Below are 18,962 nucleotides of genomic sequence, written 5' to 3'. Positions count from 1 at the left end.
AAACGCTCGACACCTACGATGACACCATTCCCAAGGCAGTTAAGATAAACGCATACTCCCATGCAAACTCAGTGAGACGGGCAAAGCGCCCAGAATGGCCGCTATGACCGGCCTGCATATTGGTGCGTAACAGTACCATCGCATCATTGGTTTTGACAGTACGCAGCTTAGCCACCCATTTGGCCGGATCCCAATACGGCACTTGCAAATCGTGGAGACCGGCAGTCGCCAGAATGTGTGGATACGGCCCCGGCTTCAAGTTCAGATAGGGATCGTATGAACGCATCACTCGATATTCGGCTTCGATGGCCGGATTACCCCATTGTTCCCATTCAGTGACGGTGAGTGGTAGATCGGGTTTGAGCATCGCGATAATCACATTGGTAAACGGCACTCCGGCGACCACCGCCTGAAAGAGATCGGGGCGAGCATTGACGACGGCAGCCATGAGCAAACCACCGGCACTCCGCCCGCTAATCGCCAATTGACAAGGTGAGGTGTATCCGGTAGCAATCAGATGTTCGGCGCAGGCAATAAAGTCACTGAACGTATTGGGCTTATGAAGCATACGCCCCTGCTCATACCACTGTCGCCCTAGTTCTTGACCGCCGCGAACGTGGGCGATTGCCACAACAAAGCCCCGGTCGAGAAGACTGAGGCGCTTACTATCAAAGGATGGCTCATAACTGTAGCCATACGAGCCATACCCAACCAAAAGACAAGGTCCACCGTTACGCGGTCGGTCACGCCGGTAAACGAGTGAGATCGGCACCTGTGCTCCATCTGGCGCCGTCGCAGCGAGGCGTTCGCTGACGTAGTGCGATGGATCGTAGCCGGACGGAATCTCCTCCTGCTTCACCACCTGCCATGAGCCGGTGCGCATATTGTATTCGACGACCGACAGCGGTGTGATTAGTGAACTGTAGCTCAGGCGTAACCGGTCAGTTGCGAACTCTTTGTTTTCGTGCGGTCCACACGTGTAAACCGGTTCGGGGAACGAAACGTAACGCACCTGATTACCATCGGGGGTGCTGATCCGAATCTGACGTAACCCATCGCGCCGCTCATAGACTACCAAATAGTCAGCGAAACAATCAAAATGGTCGATTAGCACATCAACACGACCGGGCACGATTTCCATCATCGCCATCGGATCGGTGATCGGTGCGCGGATCAGGCGAAAATTCTCGGCGCCGTCGTTCGTGCGGATGTAGAAATATTCACCATGATGATCGACAAAGTAGTCAACCTTGGGCCGTCGCGGATAGAGCACCTGCCAGTCGGCAAATGGGGTAGCAGTTGACACATAGCGTACTTCAGTTCCCCCGTGACTATAACTCGTAAGGAGGAGATACGATCCCGAACGGGTACGACGTAGGCTCAGACTAAACCGTTCATCGGTCTCTTCATAGATCAACGTATCGTCGGCAGGTGAAGTCCCCAGTACATGACGGTAGAGGCGGTACGACCGGTGAGCATCATCGAAGACGGTGTAGAAGAGGGTTCGGTCATCGGCCCATTGTACATCATTCACCCGCTCGATAGGCGTATCGAGTAAGGCACCAGTTGTGAGATCTTTGATGAACAGCGTAAAGATAATTGAACCGGTGGTATCTAAGCTATACGCCAATAATTGTTGATTCGGTGACGGCTCGTAAGCTCCCAACTGACAAAACACATACCCGATTGCTAATGTGTTCAGATCAAGTAACACCTCTTCCGGTCCATCATCACCCGCGGTGCGACACATCACCGAATACTCAGCACCGGCCTCAGTCCGCGAGTAGTAACGATACCGTCCCCGCGGCACCGCCACCGACCGATCTTCCTCTTTGATCCGGTCACGCATTTCAGCGTAGAGCTGCTCACGCAGCGGTGCGGCCGGTGCCATCACTGCTTCAGCATAGGCATTTTCAGCTTCGAGATAGGCAATGACTGCCGGATCATCACGATTCTCCAGCCACGCAAACTCATCAACGATCTCATCACCGTGTAGACGAATTATCACCGGTTTGCGTTCGGCGTGTGGCGGACGGAGAGCCTCAACACTCATAACGTCTCACTTTCGTTATTCGGCCAATAGCCAGCGAGCAATGCGGGCAATCACTTCATCAGAAGCATCTTCCAACACGTAGTGCCCGGCGTCATCAAGGCGGGTCACTTCTGCATTAGGGAACCGTTTGAGCCAGCCGGCCAAAAATCGGTCATCGAAACACCAATCGCGACCACCCCAGACGATACGCATCGGTTTGTCACGTAGACAGACCAACTCGCGGTCAATAGCATCGATCAGCGGCCATGTCGGATGCGCAGGGTGGAGAGGAATATCCTGTACAAACCGCGCAACGGCAATCCGATGAGCCGGTGTATCATAAGGCCACAGATAACCCGCGCGAACCTCCGGTGGCAACGGACGTTCGACAGCCCATACGGTAGCAGCCAGCACGAATGCGTTGAACTGACGCACAGTCCACTCGCCAAGTTGTGGAATTTTCGCTATAGCAATCCGCAATGGGATGTGGGGTGAAAGGAACGCTGCCGTATTCAACACTACAATCCGTCGTACCAATTCGGGATGGCGTACAGCCCAGCCCATCCCAATCGCACCACCCCAATCGTGCACAACGAGATCGACCGGGCCGGTGGCAAGGTGGAGGAGCAACTGTTCCAGATTGGCAATATGGTTGGCAAGACAATAGTGATAATTTTGTGGTTTATCCGATAAACCACAGCCGAGATGGTCGGGAGCGATGATTCGTCGCCGGTCACGAAGGGCAGTAATCAGACGTCGATAAAAGAACGACCATGTCGGATTACCGTGCAACATTACGACCGATGGGCCAACACCTTCATTAACATAGCGGATCACACCAGACGATGTCGTATACGCACCGATCTGAAATGGAAACAGGGTACGGATAGGCGAATGGACAAATGCAACAGTCATCGGCATGCAAGAAATGATCCTCAATCCTCGGGCAACTCCATCTTCTGCACCATCTGCGTCGCCTCGTCTGCCGTCAACGGCAGGCCCATCAGATAACCTTGTCCATACTGACAACCGATGGCTCGTATCCGATCGAGTTGACCTTGTGTTTCTACCCCTTCGGCCACCACCTCAAGATTAAGGTTATGGGCCAGATTAACGATCGTATTGACAATCGCCTGTGAATGGTGCTTGCTTTCAAGTTGGAAGATAAAGTTTCGATCAATCTTGACCTGATCAATGGGTAACTGCACCAAATAGCTGAGTGACGAATACCCAACCCCAAAATCGTCAATCGCAATCTGGATACCCTGCTCGCGTAACCGTGTTAAGAGTGCCACCGCATCATGATTGTATTCCATTAATGCACTCTCAGTCAATTCAAGCTTCAGGGCAGTTGATGGCACCTGATACTGTTCAAGCAATTGAATAAGACGATCGTACAGATCGGGCTGCATAAACTGTCGTGCTGACAGATTAACGCTCACCGACAATGCAGCGGCGCGCGGATTCAGACGCCGCCATACCACCAGTTGCTGGCACACCTGTTCCAGAACCTGCCACCCGATACTATCATTCAAACCAGCCTCTTCGGCCACATGCAGAAAAGCAGCCGGCAACAAGATGCCACGTGTGGGATGCCGCCAACGGACTAAAGCTTCAAACCCAACCAATCGTCCGGTAGTCAGGTGAATGATCGGTTGATAATAGACGCAAAACTCGTGATTGGCAACGGCCCGTCGTAGCTCGTGTTCGAGGGCAAGCCGAATCTGTGCTGCTTCGCGCATTGCCGGCTCAAAGATACGGTACCGCCCTTTGCCGGCCATTTTGGCTTGATACATGGCAATATCGGCATCGCGGAGCATCTGCGACGGATCGGTGTAGTTGTTGGCACCAAACACGATCCCAATACTCGCCGCGGTATGAAATAATCGGCCATCGATCTCAAACGGTAGGCTCACCTGCCGTAAGATACGTTCGACAATCCGTATGGCATCGGTAGGTGATGCAATATCATCGAGTAGAATCACAAATTCATCACCACCTAACCTTGCACAGGTATCGACAGCACGCAAACAACTGCGCAACCGTGAAGCAATGGCGATCAATAAACGATCACCGACCGGATGACCAAAGCTATCGTTGATAAACTTGAAATGATCGAGATCGAGAAAGAGAAGGGCAAATTGATAATGAAGGTTGCGGTGGCTGCGTTTGATCGCCTGCCATAATCGATCGTTTAACAACAAGCGGTTAGGCAAACCGGTTAACGTGTCGTGCAAAATACCGTGTTGTAACCTCAGCTCCATCATTTTACGCTCGGTAATATCGCGATAATTGACGATAACTCCCTGTACTGCCGGATCATCCAGCCAGTTTGAGGCGGTTGCTTCAATCCAGCGCCAGCCACCCTCGGCATGGCGAACACGAAAATCAGCCGTTACCGATGAGCCGGGGTGCTGGATAAGTTTGTTAAACAACTGACGTACCCGCTCACGGTCGATAGGATGGATGACGGCAAAACCGTTGATCGGCACCGCGAGCATTCCATCTACCGCATATCCGATCAGATGACGGGTCGAAGGGCTTGCGTACCGAACCAGTCCGGCACGATCAACAATCGATATTGCATCACTGCTCCGCTCGATCATCGCGCGAAAGAGCCGTTCACTTTGACGGAGCGCTTGCTCAGCTTGCCGGTGCTCAACCAGCAAACGACGTTCACGCAAAGCACGTTCGATAATCCGCGGCAAATCGCGCACCGAAGCCGGTGTCTTAACAATGTAATCAAGGGCACCGGCCTTAAGGGCAGCGACGGCAATTTGTTCATCGCCCTGACCGGTCACTAACACAACCGGTAATGGCAGGTCATCATCGGCGGTGGTAAGCAACTCATCACCACGGCCGTCAGGCAATATCAGGTCGCTCACTATCAGATCAAACGTTTGCTCAGCGAGCAGGCGTCGAGCCTCGGCTAACGACGACGCTAGTGTGAGGACAAAATGGCTCTGATCACACGAACGCTGCGCCAGTACGAGATGATCTGCGTTATCTTCGATCAATAAGACGTGAACGTTCACTGTTTCACCTTCACATGGGCGACCAGGGTGATGATTCTAGCGGGCGTAACCTTATGGCATTGGTGGCGATAGCCGTTCGCGCAACGGCCAATTCCAACCCAACCAGTAATCACCGAGATCGTGCAGCATACGAGTGAATTGCTGAAAATCTACCGGCTTGACCAAATAGCTGTTTGCATAGTTCCGATATGCGGCAGACACATCGTGCTCAGCATGTGAGGTAGATACCACCACAACCGGGATGTGACGCATCTCGACACTACTCTTAATCGCCTGCAAGACCTCAAGACCGTTCAGGCGCGGTAACTGGAGATCGAGAAGGATCACGTGCGGTTGCGGATTGGTAGCCGGATCGGCAAATTGTGCCCGTCGCCAGAGGTAATCCAGTGCCGCTTCACCATCGCTCACATGGATAATCCGGTTCGGAATCTGATGATCACTCAACGCACGTATAATTAGTTCGGTATGATCAGGATTATCTTCGACCAACAAAATCACCAATGGCTCAGTATGTACATTCATGGAAGATGATCCTCATCCGCTAATGGCGGCGCGGCCGGTAAGGTAAGATAAAACGTCGTTCCCTGACCCAACCCGTTAGAGCGCACCCATATCTTACCACCGTGCGCTTCGACGATCTTACGGACTAACGTCAAACCGATACCGGTTCCTTCGATACGCTGGTCAAGGCGCTCAAACAAACCGAAAATACGTTGATGATGGCGTGGATCGATGCCGATACCATTATCGCGCACACTCACCAAGATAACGTTGGGATTCTCAGCCGGTTGCGCCTCGATCCAGATCTGAGGCGAAGGCTGATCGCCCATAAACTTAGCCGCATTATCGAGCAGATTTTGAAATACCTCACGGAGGCGAGTGCGATCACCAATGACTTCAGGCAAATTCGGTGGCACATGAAGCAAAACGTTTCGTTCGGCCAATCGCGCACTGACGACGGCTGCCGCTTCACCGATGAGCACGCTGAGCTTTATTCGTTCAGGTGTGCTAAGTTGCCGTCCGGTCTGTGCAAGGTGTAAGAGATCCTCGAGCAGTTGGTGCATACGGTCGGCAGTGGCGATAATGCGTTGCAGATCGTTAGGAATTCGGTCAAGCTTACCAGCCATCAGGTCCTGTTGAATATAACCGGCAAAGCCTTTAATCGTAATCAGGGGACTTTTCAGATCGTGCGAGACAGTGTATGAAAACTGTTCGAGCGTCTCATTACGGGCTGCAAGTTCGGCGATCAACTGCTCGCGCTCGATTTCAGCCCGCTTGCGGTCGGTTATATCAATACCCAACGCTTGATACTCAACCGGCTCGCTATCGGTAGTGAGCAGGAGACGGTTAATCCAACGCTGCCAGCCTATCGAACCATCGGGATGAATGACTTCGTGTTCATGCACCATCACCGGCTGGGCTACACTCAATTGGGCAATACCGGCGGCTACCGCAGCGCGCTGTGACGGTGGGATAAGGTCATAAAAGTTAAACCCGATCAACTCCACACGCGATCGTTTGAATACCTCACAGTAGAGCTGATTAACAAATGTGAGCGTACCATCAGGGCGGAAGCGGCAGACCATTGCCGGTAGATCCTCGACCAAACTGCGATAATACAGTTCGCTACGTTCGAGTTCAGCTTCAATCTGTTTGCGGGCGGTAATATCGATCTGTAAACCGGCGATACCGCGCAGCGAACCATCGGCATTGCGAATCGGCCGTCCAACACCGAGCAACCATCGGGTCGAGCCATCAGGCAACACCACCCGAAACTCGACCTCAAAATCACGCTGCTCGCTGATTGCGTGATCAACCACTGCTTGTAATCGAGCTTGATCGGCGGGATGGATCCGCTCACACCACGTGCGATAGGTCAACTGGTCTTTACCGGGAATCAATCCCAGCAATGGATAGTTTTCCTCAGACCAACGTATCGTTCGTTTAGAGGCATCCCATTCCCATACCCCAGCCCGTGCAGCCAAGAGGGCGAAGTGCAATGACTGTTCGGCATACCTGCGTTCACTCATCTCGTCGCGAGTTACCTTGAGTGCCGCTGAGAGTTGAACATCGACAATCGATAGGATTAGGCCGATAAGGATAAAAATAGCACCCAGCATGATGGTGTGCGCCAGCGGTGTTGCCAAGAGTGCCGAATCTGATGGTAACATGTGGTTGGTTTCTAAAAACCAAAGCACAACGAGCGTAAGCGTATTGATCAGAGCGGTTGTTAATGCACCGAGGCGGCCAAAACTCACCCCAGCCAATAACATCACGATAACGTAATGCAAACTAGCCGAACTGCGAACACCACCGGTGAACAAGGCCGTGATCGTGACAACCAACCATAGCACACCACAGACCAGCCAACCGGCGATCTTCACATTATTGCGTCGCAGGAGCCAGACACCACCGGCAAAGGTTGTTGCCATCACGAGTGACGCTAAGGTCGGGATCTGTGGGGCATTGTAGAGAAATGGGGTGACAAGGGCAAATACCACCGATACCACGGCAAGCATGCTAAGAAGGGGAAACAAGATAACGGCTACTCGTTGCTGCTCATCAGCAACAAGAAAGGAAAGTTGCTGGCCGGTAGGCCGCAATACTGAAATAAACCGGCACATATGCATATGGGTTGAGCACGAGTAAACTTCTACAGTTTTCCATGTATCAGCTATTATAAACCTAATCATGTCTATTCCCGACATGACGTATACTGAAAAAGATTACCGGCGAGCACATATTCTCGTCTGTATTACCGTCGCGGTACATAGCATCAGACCCTGCATCTCGTTTTCTGGGTAAAAAAACCGCACGAAGATATCTTTCTTTCGCTCAACAGAGGCTACGCTATGAGATGGTGCTTGATCATTGTGGTCATTGTCCTATTCGCCGGGTGTTCTGCTACTACTTTGCCATCTGTACCTTCCTCACCCACACCAACACCATCGAGCGCCGTCGTGCAGCCGACGCCGGGCATACGGATATTACCGGCTCCCTTGTACGTCCTCGACCGCGGCCAAATCGCTCGGATCGAAGCAGACGGAGCAACACGCCGCCAACTAACTCGCGAGCGGATCGAGTTCGCCGGGATACCACCGATTAGCGATATGGACCTCCATCCGACTGCCGGCCTGGTCTACGTGGTTGGGGATGCACAAGGCGACCGACTGGTGCGTGCCTCTCTCGACGGTGATAATCCAGAGACTATCTTTTTCGAGACCGATTATCAATTGAGTGCCGTGCGTTGGTCACCTGATGCGCAGTTTATCTATCTACACCTGCAAAACAACCGCACAACACGCGATCAACCCGATGGTCTGTACCGCGTACCGGCAACCGGTGGTCCACTCGAACTCTTACGAGCCGACGATCCGGTGGATGATCCGCTCAATCCAAGCCGGTCGGTACGGAGCTATGCGCCTCTCTTATGGGAACCATCAGGTGATTCGCTTATCTTGGCATCGACTGCAACCTTTTATGATGATTGTGAGTTGGTGTTTTGGCGACCACAGGATGGCGAATTACGGCGTCCGGTCTTACCTGAGGGTATGCAGAGTTGGTGCGGTGAAGCGATGTGGCGTAGCGATCAGACCGCACTGATGCTCATCGGACCGCCGGAGGGTCCCGGTGTTTGGCAGGTTGACACCCGCACGCTGCAGGCGACCCGTTTGAGTACCGAGGGGACACTGGCGCGTGCTCCGTTCTTTAACGGCACTGACCTGCTGTTCATCGCGGTAGACCGGGCTGACGACGGTTTTACCTTTACGCTTACCCGCCAATCACCTGATGGGATGGTAACACCGTTGCGACCGCCGTTCCGTGAGGTACCGGTGCTCGTTCGCTGGGCACCTGACGGAAGTGGCATTGTGGCGTTGGTGCGCACCGAAACCGGTACGAGCTTACGCTGGTACCCGATCGGTGAGCAACCGGCCGTAACCCTACCACAAACCGAAAGTGGCGCTACGTGGTTGATGTGGGGATCTATCCCACCGCAAGGGCAGCGATAAATAACCACAGATGAGGTTACCCCGTGGCGGGAATTGCACGCTACAGCCTAACCCTCTTCATCGAAATGGCCGGTGTTGCGTTACGCTATATCGTGATCGAGCACACCGGTTCACGATTTTTACCCGTTGCAGCTTCCGAAACACTCGCTCTTATCGGCGGAATCGGACCACCGTGTTATTCGTTACTGGCATGGTTTGGGCCACCCGGTGGTCACTGGATTGTGCGCTGGAAATTGCAGGGACGCCGGCCAACCATCACCGAACAAAGTATCCTTACCAATACCTTGCGCGTACTCGCTAATCGTGGAATTCCTCCCCCAGCCTTCATTTATATTCTCGATCAACCGGGGCTAAACGCCGGTGTGATCGGCCATACTCTATACATTCACCGTGAGCTGCTCGACAGTCCGCATTTGGCTGCAGTCTTGGCCCACGAAATGGGTCACTATCACAGCAGCGATGGACGGCTCGCACTGGCCCTCCAACGGCTAACCATTCCTGGTGGCAAGACCCTAGTCAACAGTATTATGCATGGTTACGATCTGATAGAGTGTGGATTAGCATTGATGTTCGGACTAATGAAAGCGCTCGCGTATGTATTGTTACGGGTAGAATGCAACCTCGGAGTGCGTCTCATCAGATTTGGTCGGCAGTTTGTTCGGGCAGTACTCTTAACGCTAGTGGGTGGATACGGTATTGTCGTTACCACATACATCTGGTGCGATTATCTACGCCAGCGTGAACTGGCTGCTGACCGATTCGCCGCCTATCACGGCTTTGCGTACAGTCTTCTCCTGTTTCTTGAGCAGACTCGTCTCCTTGAGATGAACCTACCGTGGACAGACGACTCCTTCCATCCAACGGTCGAGGAGCGAATTACAGCGTTGCAAGCGTATCTCCGTCACCTATCAGGTAATCCTGTCGAGCACGTTATGTCGAAGCCATGAGTCTAAGTTGTCACATGACGCACCCGGCAACAACGGTAAGACGGTCAAACCACTAGCGTAGGTTATCGGTGCGTTGTGGCCGGGAAAGAGCAGGGCCAACGCACTGACGGCACACCCACCATGCTCACGGCCCAAGCCGGCCAGATAGCTATAGCCCTCATCGAGAACATGTGCTGGCAGCTCACCTGATTCACTGCGGTATTTAGCATCAAGGATGATCAAGGTGGGGGATCGATTGGGAGTAGCAATCTCGATGGCCAAATCAGGCACCCGCACCCGATCATCGAGGGAACGGAATGGCGTGCTGTTAGGTGTATAGCGCGGCTGATAGCGGAGGGTGATCGTCGTATTGTTGGGCAGGGCGAGAGTTAAGAGTGGATGTCCGGTAGTTATCTGTAGGGTTAAATCAGAAGCGAGTAATGTCTGCGTCAATACCTCACTACTACCGAGTCGTAACAGACTCAAGGCCACACGCACAGCACACCACAGCTCGTATAAGCGTGCCACATCTCGTACCGGAATAGAGAGCAATTCAGGTGTCCAGCCTACGCTCAGTTGGCGGCGCAGCAACCGCCGATACGCAGCGAGCACCCGTTCATCAGCACTCTGTGGCGTCCACGCTGATAGTGACGGTGGCAAGCGCGCCGGAACATCGAGCCGGATGCGGAGGGTGCGCATTCTCCCCAACACCATCACGAGCGTAGCCCGTACAGCATGAGGAACATCGCGTAACATCACCCACCGACCGATGTTGATGAGCCAGTCAAGTAACGAAGCGGCCACTACCAAATGACGGTCAAGCGGATCGGTTTGGGAAGTAACGACCCACACCCGATCTGGCCAGCCGGTATTGGGCAGTGGCAAGGCATCAGCAGCAGGCCGCCATCGAGCAGGATCGGGCCGTTCGCGCAACGCGCCCAACTCGTGCCACCCTCCTGCTTGCAACCGTTGTCGGCGCGGGCGGCGCGCCAACCGCTCGATGGTCGTCAACAACCGCCGCGTTGCCGACCCTGTCAACAGAGCAGCGAACGCTGCCGGGTCAGAAACACCATACCCACCACTTCCTGCACCGAACCGACCGCCGTACAACGCATGGGCTAATACCGGCCCGATGGCAGCGAGATCGGCGAGCAGCGATGCATACTGTTGAGCATCGAGCAAGGACGGCGCCACCTGCACAACATCGCACCACTCGAACTGCCGATCCGGCCACGTCGCTGTGAAGCGCACCGTATACTCACCGGCGACAGATGGTACCGACCAGCGCCAACGCCAGATGCGCTCACCAGGCCGTAAAAACGGCTCTAGCGTTGCTCCATCGATCACAAGTTGCGCCGTCGCCGTCGCAGGCAGCTCACACGACCATTCGACGACACTTCGTTCGATCACTACTGCACCGGCCGGCGGCACGCCGTCGAGTAACAACACCGGCTCGCTTACCACCAGTTTCTCCGTTTAAAATAGATACTCAGACCAACAGCAATGATTAGCATCAGACTCAAGGCAAAGGGATAGCCCCATGGCTGTTGAAGTTCGGGCATAAACACGAAATTCATGCCGTAAATCCCGGCTACCAGGGAGCAGGCCATCAAAATAATCGACCAGAGGGTCAGTACCTTCACCAACTGGTTAAGCTGGTTGCCTTGCAGCGACAGATAGCTATCAAGCGCATTCGACAACAGATCGCGGTAGAGATCAATCGACTCGGTCAAGCGCACAAGATGATCGTAGACATCGCGTACATAGGCAAGTTCGCGTGGCTGAAAGATGCGTACCTCTTGACGGAGCAACACATTGAGGATATCACGTTCAGGCGCAACAATCCGGCGAAAGAGGAGCAGATCTTTCTTCAACGCAAAGATACCGCTTGCCACCTCGTTTCGCCTGTGACTGAAAATCGCTCCCTCGACTTCATCAATTTGCTCGCCAATTCGGTCAAGCACCACGAAATAATCATCGACAATCGCGTCAATCAGGGCATACAGCACGCTACTGATCTGATACCCGGGAACTTGACTATTTCCCTGCCAACGTGCTAGTGTTTGCTGCACGTGGCTCACCGGACCACTTCTGATACTGACCAAATAATTTGCACCGACAAACAGCGTGATCGGTAGAAACTGGAGTGATCGTTCCGAGGCGTTGTACCCCACGCTATAGAAAATGATAAGGTAATAGCCGGGATATGTCTCGATCTTTGGCTGCTCATGCTCTTGCAAGGCATCTTCCAATGCAAGCGGGTGAAAGCCGAATTCTACGCGCAAACGTTCGATTTCTGACGAGGTGGGCTGTTCGAGATCGAGCCAGATCAGCGTGCGTGGCTGCATCAGCAAATCGCTGATTTGATCGAGATCGGTCACGGCTTGAAAACCGTGGCGTTGAAAAACGGTCAATGTATGCACGTTAGGCTTCCCAAACAATCAAGGTAGCGTGGGGATTCTCGCTATCGTGGATATGGTTGTAGATAATCCCGCGCACAGTAAAGCCATTCCGCAACTGAGGAGTCAATGTCGGATCGGTTAGGCGACCGGCGACTACCGCATCAACATACTCCTCAAAGGTCATCCGGTCGCGGTAGGCCACATAACCGGGGGTCATACCACCGGCGACGATCCCGCGCATCCCAAGGCGACGCACCAATTCCTTGCGTGCATTGTAGAGCATACGGCTAATCCCTCGCCCGCGATAATCAGGATGCACACTCATATCAGCGCCGTACAACCATTCACCTTCGGGGTCGTGATTACCGAAATTACCATAATCAACAATTTCGTGAAACGTATGGTGGACAAACACTTTTTCGCCGCGGATGCGGAAGGTACTACTCTGCCCAACTACTCGATCACCATCAAGTGCGACATGCTGACCTTCAGGAAAGACTCGTAAATGGGCAGCAAAATTATCAGCATCAAAGTGATCTTCGGGGGCAAGGTGCGGGAAGCAGATCTTTTGGTGGATGACCAATTGAGGAATATGTTCAGGTCGGGTTTGCACAATGACGATACTCATACGATCCTCACAATAAAAAGCGGCGGACAAACACGCCAGTGTCCGCCGCAGTTCTTCAACCACGCATCGCACCGATCAGCACATCGAGACCTTCATCAAGCTGATCATCGGTAATCACGAGTGGGACCAACAAGCGGATGCAGTTGACATAGAGGCCGGCCCGCATCGCCAGCACCCCGCGTTCAAGTGCCCGACCCAGAATTGCCAATACCTCTTCGGCAGCAGCCGGTGTGCGCTTGCGGCGATCCTTCACCAACTCAATCCCGATCATCGCGCCCAAGCCACGCACATCACCTACGAGCGGATCGAGCGAGTCATCGGCAAGCAACGGTTCAAGGCGATCCCTGATGCGGCGACCAATGATGTGCGCCCGTTCTACCAATCGTTCACGTTCGATAATCTCAAGCGTAGCCAGGGCAGCAACACAGGCCAGCGGATTCCCGCCATACGTTCCACCGACCCCGCCGTAATGGGCTTTATCCATTACCCGTGCCCGCCCGATAGTAGCAGCGAGAGGCATACCGGCAGCAATACTCTTCGCAGCGACGATAATATCCGGTTCAACCCCAAACTGTTCGATAGCAAACAGCGTACCGGTCCGCCCAAAGCCACTCTGCACTTCATCAACAATCAGCAGCGAGCCATTCCGATCGCAGAACTGACGTAGCCGACGCATAAATTCTACCGGTACCGGAATGAAACCACCCTCTCCCTGCACCGGCTCAATCAAAACTGCAGCGACCGTTTCAGGATCAACGCCGGCGATCTGCATACGTTCAAACGCGGCCCAACACTGTTCAACCGCTTCAGCCTCATCGACTCCCATACGGTAGGCATCGGGAAAGGGGGCGCGGTAGATTTCAGGTGCGAACGGACCAAACTTCTTTTTGAAATAGGTACGCGAGGTTAAGGAGAGGGTCAGCAAAGTACGCCCATGATAAGCACCGTCAAACACAATAATGGCGGGGCGTCCGGTCGCAGCGCGAGCGAATTTAATCGCATTCTCCACGCCTTCGGCGCCGGAATTTGCGAGCAACGTCTTGCACGGTTCACTAATCGGTGCCAGTGCATTCAATCGCTCGCACAACGCAACATACGGCTCGTAGGTACCGACCAATGCCGACAGATGGATCAACTGTTCAGCCTGCTGCTGGATCGCCTGCACCACTTCGGGCGGGCAATGACCGACAGCCAACGTACCAATACCACTAACAAAATCAATCAACGTATTGCCATCAACGTCCGTCACGAGTGCTCCACTACCCGAAGCGATAGCGATCGGCGTAGCACGGCCCAGACCGGCTACAACCGCGGCATCGCGCCGCGCCAACAGCTCGCGCGAACGTGGGCCGGGAATCGCAGTGACAAGACGAATATGGCGCACAGCAGGCGCAGTCATAGGTAACACTCCCTTGTGTATCGATGGATCCAGACTATTGGTAGGGGCATTATAACAAAAAGTGTGACCGAGTGCGTCATACCGGTATCCGTCGCACCCACGAGCAGACACGCGCCACCTGTTCGGCATGACCAATAACGACAGGAGTCGGCAAACGAACTGTATGGAGCAGCGTCGTCCAATCGGGCAATGTCCCTTCAAGCGGACACACCACCCCACCGGCAGCTTGGACGATAACCCAGCCGGCAGCAACATCCCACACCTTCGCCCGTCCGATAATCGCGGCCTGTGCTTTGCCACGAGCCACGTAGCAACAATCGGCGGCTACCGACCCCAGCACTCGCACCTTACCGGGATAATGAATGGTGTAGGCACGGTGGAAGGTAGAAGGGATGGCAATCCAATCGTTAGGATTAGGAGGTTCAGGTGGAGCGACGTGAATTGGCGTATCATTCCAGAACGCAGCTTCGCCAGCAATCGCCCAATAGCAATCACGCAGCACGGGCAGATAGATCACACCGATGAGCGGTCCACCACGCCACAGAACACCGATCGAGACGGCCCACATCGGCAAACCAGCCACGAACGAACTCGTACCATCGATTGGATCGATCACCCACACATATTCACGCTCGAGACCGATCGGCTCACGCTCTTCACCGATCACACCGTGGTGAGGATAATGAGCAAGAATCTGCTCGCGTAACCAATCCTCGATAGCGCGGTCAGCCATTGTCACCACACTCTGATCAAGCTTTCGCTCAGGTGTCACCTGGTTAAAGTAGGAGTGTAATAACAGCTCACCAGCGCGTTGCGCCCAGGTACGCACTAGCGCCACATCAATCTCCACGCTAAGCCTCCACCGATAAAGCGCCTTAAGCCTCGCTGCTTGCAGCGCGTTATTTCATTGTACTACCAGTAGAGCACCTATGGAAACGTATCAACGACGCACCAGGCCCAACAGAGCAGGCTGCGGCAGTCCGCGCATCGGCGGAAATCGGATACACAACGAGCATCTGCTGCTCAGCAAAATATCGCGAACGTTTACCGTGTTAGTGAGCGAAGATTGATGAAAACCGAATATTGCTTAGCAGGAGCTTGCCCCGCTTATGAATGACGTGCAGGTTTCATCAGTAGCTCCGCAGGACGTCGCAGAAGTTGCACCGAAATCATAAGGAGCATCCTATTTTCAGTCAAGCAAATGACATACAGCTATCGTGCTGCGAAGCCATCCCCGGCCGGTGTTCGCGCCAGGTTTACCGCTTCACTTTGCTAGACAGCTAACCTATATCACACGTGTGGTAATGAGCCGAGCACGTTACCTAATCTGATACAACATGCCTGCTGCAAACTGGATTCGCCTGACGATTTGCACCTTATCTGGATCAAGAGACGTGAAGTTCCAAGATCCCACATCCCAGACATATGCCACGTGCTGCTCACGTGCGAACTGGAGAATGGTCTCTTCTTCATACCCGTGAACACGATAATACGCAACGGCCGCATTATTCATCACACCATCAAGATTAACCATAGTGCAGCGGCAGAAAAATCCGACAATACCATTGTCGGTCGCACCCAGACGTTCGTATCGCAAATCGGTGCTGGCAATTTGCCGACCAAGGATGGACCAGTCTTTTTGGTTAGGATATAACCCCCTCTGCCACATAAGGGTAATGACGATAACGAAAAGAGCACAGATAATAGATGTGGCGACTCTCTGATACTTTTGTTGCAAATATACGTTCTCTGAACGAATGATCTCTTCAGCACTCATAGACGCACCGATAAGGGTGAATATCAATACCAGTGCATTAAAGTACCAGTGCTGTTGATGAAGCAGTATCAAGTTATAGTAAGCGGTGATACCCATAAATGGCAGGATGAGAAACAGATACTGTGAGACAGACGACCAGGCTATTTTCAGGGATCGTTGACGAGACACCCATGATCGCCCGATCACAAACCCGAACAAGAGTACAATGGGGAGATTAAACAGAAGGATCTTGTATGCATAGCGGGGCAAGAACCAGAATACACGCCCAACATACCATTCGAACGCTGCTATTGCATCTGCCGGCATAGCCGCGTAGTTGTGTAGCATGATTGCACTAGCACTAATTTGAAGAGGGCTACCAAACTGGGATACACTCCAGAGCACCCATGGTAGGCACACGACGGTGGCGAACAGCCCACAAAGAGCTGCAAAAGTAACTGCTTGTCTGGGCACTCGCCAATCCACAGCCAATCGATCAAGAATGATCCCCGCCAACAAAAAAACACCCTCAGACCTCGCCATTATTGTCAACCCGGCCAACAAGCCAATCAATACGATCCCACGAAGCGATTGATCGTGCAATCTCCACCTTGCATATACCATCACCGTCCAGGCAAAACAGCACACGTACACAGCCGACTCCACCCCGGTCATCGTCAGAATGACAACCCATGGATTGAGGAGATGGGCCACTGCTCCGATGGTGCCGGCAAGTGGAGAGTGAACATACTTTCCAACAAGGTATATCGGCCAAGCTGTTACGCTGCTGACCAGCGCAACCAAGGTAAGCGCCAGATGTACGCCAAGATCAATATCACTACCGGCATACTGGAAGATTGGCACGAGCAGTAATGCATAGAGCGGATGAAAGCCACTGGTTGGATTCACACCATCGAACGTAGCGCCCGCACCTGAAGCGAGATGTTGTGCCAGTTTAAAGTAGTAGTAGGCATCGTCAGCATTTGCGCGCCACGAAAGTTCATCTGTCGGCTGCCAAGCGATCCATAGGCGCATAGCGAGACCAACGAGAGCAACGACAACAATCAATCGCTTGTCGAGAGGCGCTTTCAAATTACTTAGGTTCAACGTAGACATAGGCGGAATGGGTGTAATGTAGGAAATTGTTGGAAAGCGTTAAACCAAATCGCAGACATATAGATCATCCATTCGGCAATTCTGGCGTCTTACGTCAACCAACACACGAGGCAAACAAGAAGACTCCAATTAGAAAGATAGCACGTTTCTGCTCTACCGTGAGTCGAAAGTATTGAAAATCCGACGCGTCACCGTAGAGCGTTTCAGTGCTCTACCGTGAGCCGAAAGTATTGAAAGTTGTGTTGCGTTTGCAAAGCTGGAGCAATCAGCGAGTTTCAGTGCTCTACCGTGAGCCGAAAGTATTGAAAGCTGGAGCGTCGCGCTTGACGAGCACTAAGTGCTCGTCGTTTCAGTGCTCTACCGTGAGCCGAAAGTATTGAAAGAAACAAGTCGTTCGTCTGTGAGTAGACGAACAGCGCCGGTTTCAGTGCTCTACCGTGAGCCGAAAGTATTGAAAGGGCAGGTGACATAGCAGTCGACGTGCGAGTTGGCGGTTTCAGTGCTCTACCGTGAGCCGAAAGTATTGAAAGCAAGAGAGCGATGAGCGAGGCCGCGCCAAACTTGGTGTTTCAGTGCTCTACCGTGAGCCGAAAGTATTGAAAGGCACAATGTCGTAAAGTTGCTTACGTTGTCAGAGCAGTTTCAGTGCTCTACCGTGAGCCGAAAGTATTGAAAGGTGAAAATCGGCGGTGAAGAGAAACTGGCGTTTACGCAGTTTCAGTGCTCTACCGTGAGCCGAAAGTATTGAAAGAAGCTGCTCTCATCTGGCGGCTCGAGTACCAAAAGCGGTTTCAGTGCTCTACCGTGAGCCGAAAGTATTGAAAGGCGTCACGCCTCGCGCGTCCCCCGACGTCACCGTCGTTTCAGTGCTCTACCGTGAGCCGAAAGTATTGAAAGCGCGGGCTCGATGTCGCTTGGCTGAAGCGCAGGTACGTTTCAGTGCTCTACCGTGAGCCGAAAGTATTGAAAGTTTAATGACGCTCGCTGACTTGATCGGTGCTGTGAGTTTCAGTGCTCTACCGTGAGCCGAAAGTATTGAAAGTTCATTGTGCTCTGGAATCTGGGCGCGGGCGAATTCAGGTTTCAGTGCTCTACCGTGAGCCGAAAGTATTGAAAGTGCGCTTGACGAGCATTAGGCGCTCATCGTAAATCGATGTTTCAGTGCTCTACCGTGAGCCGAAAGTATTGAAAGCGCGCGGCTCTGGTGCGACGTTGTCGAGCGCTCGAGTTTCAGTGCTCTACCGTGAGCCGAAAGTATTGAAAGCGCGCTTCTCGGGTTTATGCGTGACCTACGCGCTCCCGTTTCAGTGCTCTACCGTGAGCCGAAAGTATTGAAAGCCATTCACTAATTAAACGTCGTCGCCCTTCAAAACGCGTTTCAGTGCTCTACCGTGAGCCGAAAGTATTGAAAGGACAACTATAAAATTGACCGTATCGTTATTTCGACTTGTTTCAGTGCTCTACCGTGAGCCGAAAGTATTGAAAGGCTAAAAGGAAACACGAACAAATTTACCGGATTGTAGTTTCAGTGCTCTACCGTGAGCCGAAAGTATTGAAAGAAACTTGACGCTCGCGAATTTAGTGTCAGCTATTACGTTTCAGTGCTCTACCGTGAGCCGAAAGTATTGAAAGCGCAAGTTTATGCAGGCGCTACGGCG

13 protein-coding genes and 1 CRISPR repeat array (1 of these 14 cut by a window edge) are annotated in these 18,962 nt (G+C 53.0%); of the genes, 2 read left to right on the top strand and 11 right to left on the bottom strand.

All coding sequences use genetic code 11. From position 1 onward, the window contains the following. Positions 1-13 precede the first annotated feature (13 nt). The 5 genes from ACP5OT_RS12945 to ACP5OT_RS12925 are packed head-to-tail and all read right to left on the bottom strand — an operon-like array spanning position 14 to position 7,691. Positions 14-2,053 carry a S9 family peptidase gene (locus ACP5OT_RS12945; protein ID WP_428132344.1) on the bottom strand — a complete coding sequence of 680 codons (2,040 nt, stop codon included), beginning with the start codon at positions 2,051-2,053 and terminating at the stop codon, positions 14-16. 15 nt (positions 2,054-2,068) lie between these two features. Continuing rightward, positions 2,069-2,953 (bottom strand): alpha/beta fold hydrolase, encoded by an 885-nt coding sequence (locus ACP5OT_RS12940; RefSeq protein WP_424675254.1) that lies wholly within the window; start codon positions 2,951-2,953, stop codon positions 2,069-2,071. Between the two features lie 14 nt (positions 2,954-2,967). Next, complete coding sequence (locus ACP5OT_RS12935; RefSeq protein ID WP_428132342.1) at positions 2,968-5,067, bottom strand: putative bifunctional diguanylate cyclase/phosphodiesterase; 2,100 nt, start codon at positions 5,065-5,067, stop codon at positions 2,968-2,970. A 51-nt stretch (positions 5,068-5,118) separates the two neighbouring features. Beyond that, positions 5,119-5,589, bottom strand: a complete 471-nt coding sequence (locus ACP5OT_RS12930) for a response regulator (RefSeq protein WP_424675252.1) — start codon at positions 5,587-5,589, stop codon at positions 5,119-5,121. Next, a complete protein-coding gene (locus tag ACP5OT_RS12925; RefSeq protein WP_428132340.1) occupies positions 5,586-7,691 on the bottom strand; it encodes a sensor histidine kinase in 2,106 nt (701 codons plus the stop codon). The genes ACP5OT_RS12930 and ACP5OT_RS12925 overlap by 4 nt, the downstream gene beginning before the upstream one ends. Before the next feature lie 228 nt (positions 7,692-7,919). Between ACP5OT_RS12925 and ACP5OT_RS12920 the strand changes: the two genes are divergently transcribed. Both ACP5OT_RS12920 and ACP5OT_RS12915 read left to right on the top strand, forming a co-directional pair. Beyond that, positions 7,920-9,077, top strand: coding sequence for a TolB family protein (locus tag ACP5OT_RS12920; RefSeq protein ID WP_428132338.1), 1,158 nt, complete (start codon positions 7,920-7,922; stop codon positions 9,075-9,077). Positions 9,078-9,100: 23 nt separating this feature from the next. Continuing rightward, positions 9,101-10,024 carry a M48 family metallopeptidase gene (locus ACP5OT_RS12915; RefSeq protein ID WP_428112591.1) on the top strand — a complete coding sequence of 308 codons (924 nt, stop codon included), beginning with the start codon at positions 9,101-9,103 and terminating at the stop codon, positions 10,022-10,024. Here the strand turns inward: ACP5OT_RS12915 and ACP5OT_RS12910 are convergent. From ACP5OT_RS12910 to ACP5OT_RS12885, 6 genes are all read right to left on the bottom strand, one after another. Further along, the gene (locus ACP5OT_RS12910; RefSeq protein WP_428132335.1) at positions 9,986-11,467 is read right to left on the bottom strand and encodes a nuclease domain-containing protein; all 1,482 of its coding nucleotides are present in this window, start codon (positions 11,465-11,467) and stop codon (positions 9,986-9,988) included. The genes ACP5OT_RS12915 and ACP5OT_RS12910 overlap by 39 nt on opposite strands. Further along, positions 11,461-12,426: a magnesium/cobalt transporter CorA gene (gene corA, locus ACP5OT_RS12905; RefSeq protein WP_424675246.1), complete on the bottom strand. Its 966-nt coding sequence runs from the start codon at positions 12,424-12,426 to the stop codon at positions 11,461-11,463. The genes ACP5OT_RS12910 and corA overlap by 7 nt, the downstream gene beginning before the upstream one ends. A 1-nt stretch (position 12,427) precedes the next feature. Further along, entirely contained in the window at positions 12,428-13,033 is a 606-nt protein-coding gene (locus ACP5OT_RS12900; protein WP_287906485.1) for a GNAT family N-acetyltransferase, read from the bottom strand. Positions 13,034-13,088: 55 nt separating this feature from the next. Then, complete coding sequence (locus ACP5OT_RS12895) at positions 13,089-14,432, bottom strand: aspartate aminotransferase family protein (RefSeq protein WP_424675244.1); 1,344 nt, start codon at positions 14,430-14,432, stop codon at positions 13,089-13,091. Between the two features lie 76 nt (positions 14,433-14,508). After that, positions 14,509-15,270: an inositol monophosphatase family protein gene (locus tag ACP5OT_RS12890; protein WP_428132332.1), complete on the bottom strand. Its 762-nt coding sequence runs from the start codon at positions 15,268-15,270 to the stop codon at positions 14,509-14,511. A 480-nt stretch (positions 15,271-15,750) separates the two neighbouring features. Then, a complete protein-coding gene (locus tag ACP5OT_RS12885; RefSeq protein ID WP_424675242.1) occupies positions 15,751-17,304 on the bottom strand; it encodes a hypothetical protein in 1,554 nt (517 codons plus the stop codon). A gap of 200 nt (positions 17,305-17,504) precedes the next feature. Continuing rightward, a CRISPR array of direct repeats spans positions 17,505-18,962; the repeat unit is 37 nt; unit sequence GTTTCAGTGCTCTACCGTGAGCCGAAAGTATTGAAAG (it continues 19,879 nt past the right edge of the window).

Source organism: Chloroflexus sp., from assembly GCF_049970315.1.
Lineage (GTDB): Bacteria > Chloroflexota > Chloroflexia > Chloroflexales > Chloroflexaceae > Chloroflexus.
Note: the sequence above shows the minus strand (reverse complement) of the source record. Positions and strands in the feature narration are given on the sequence as shown.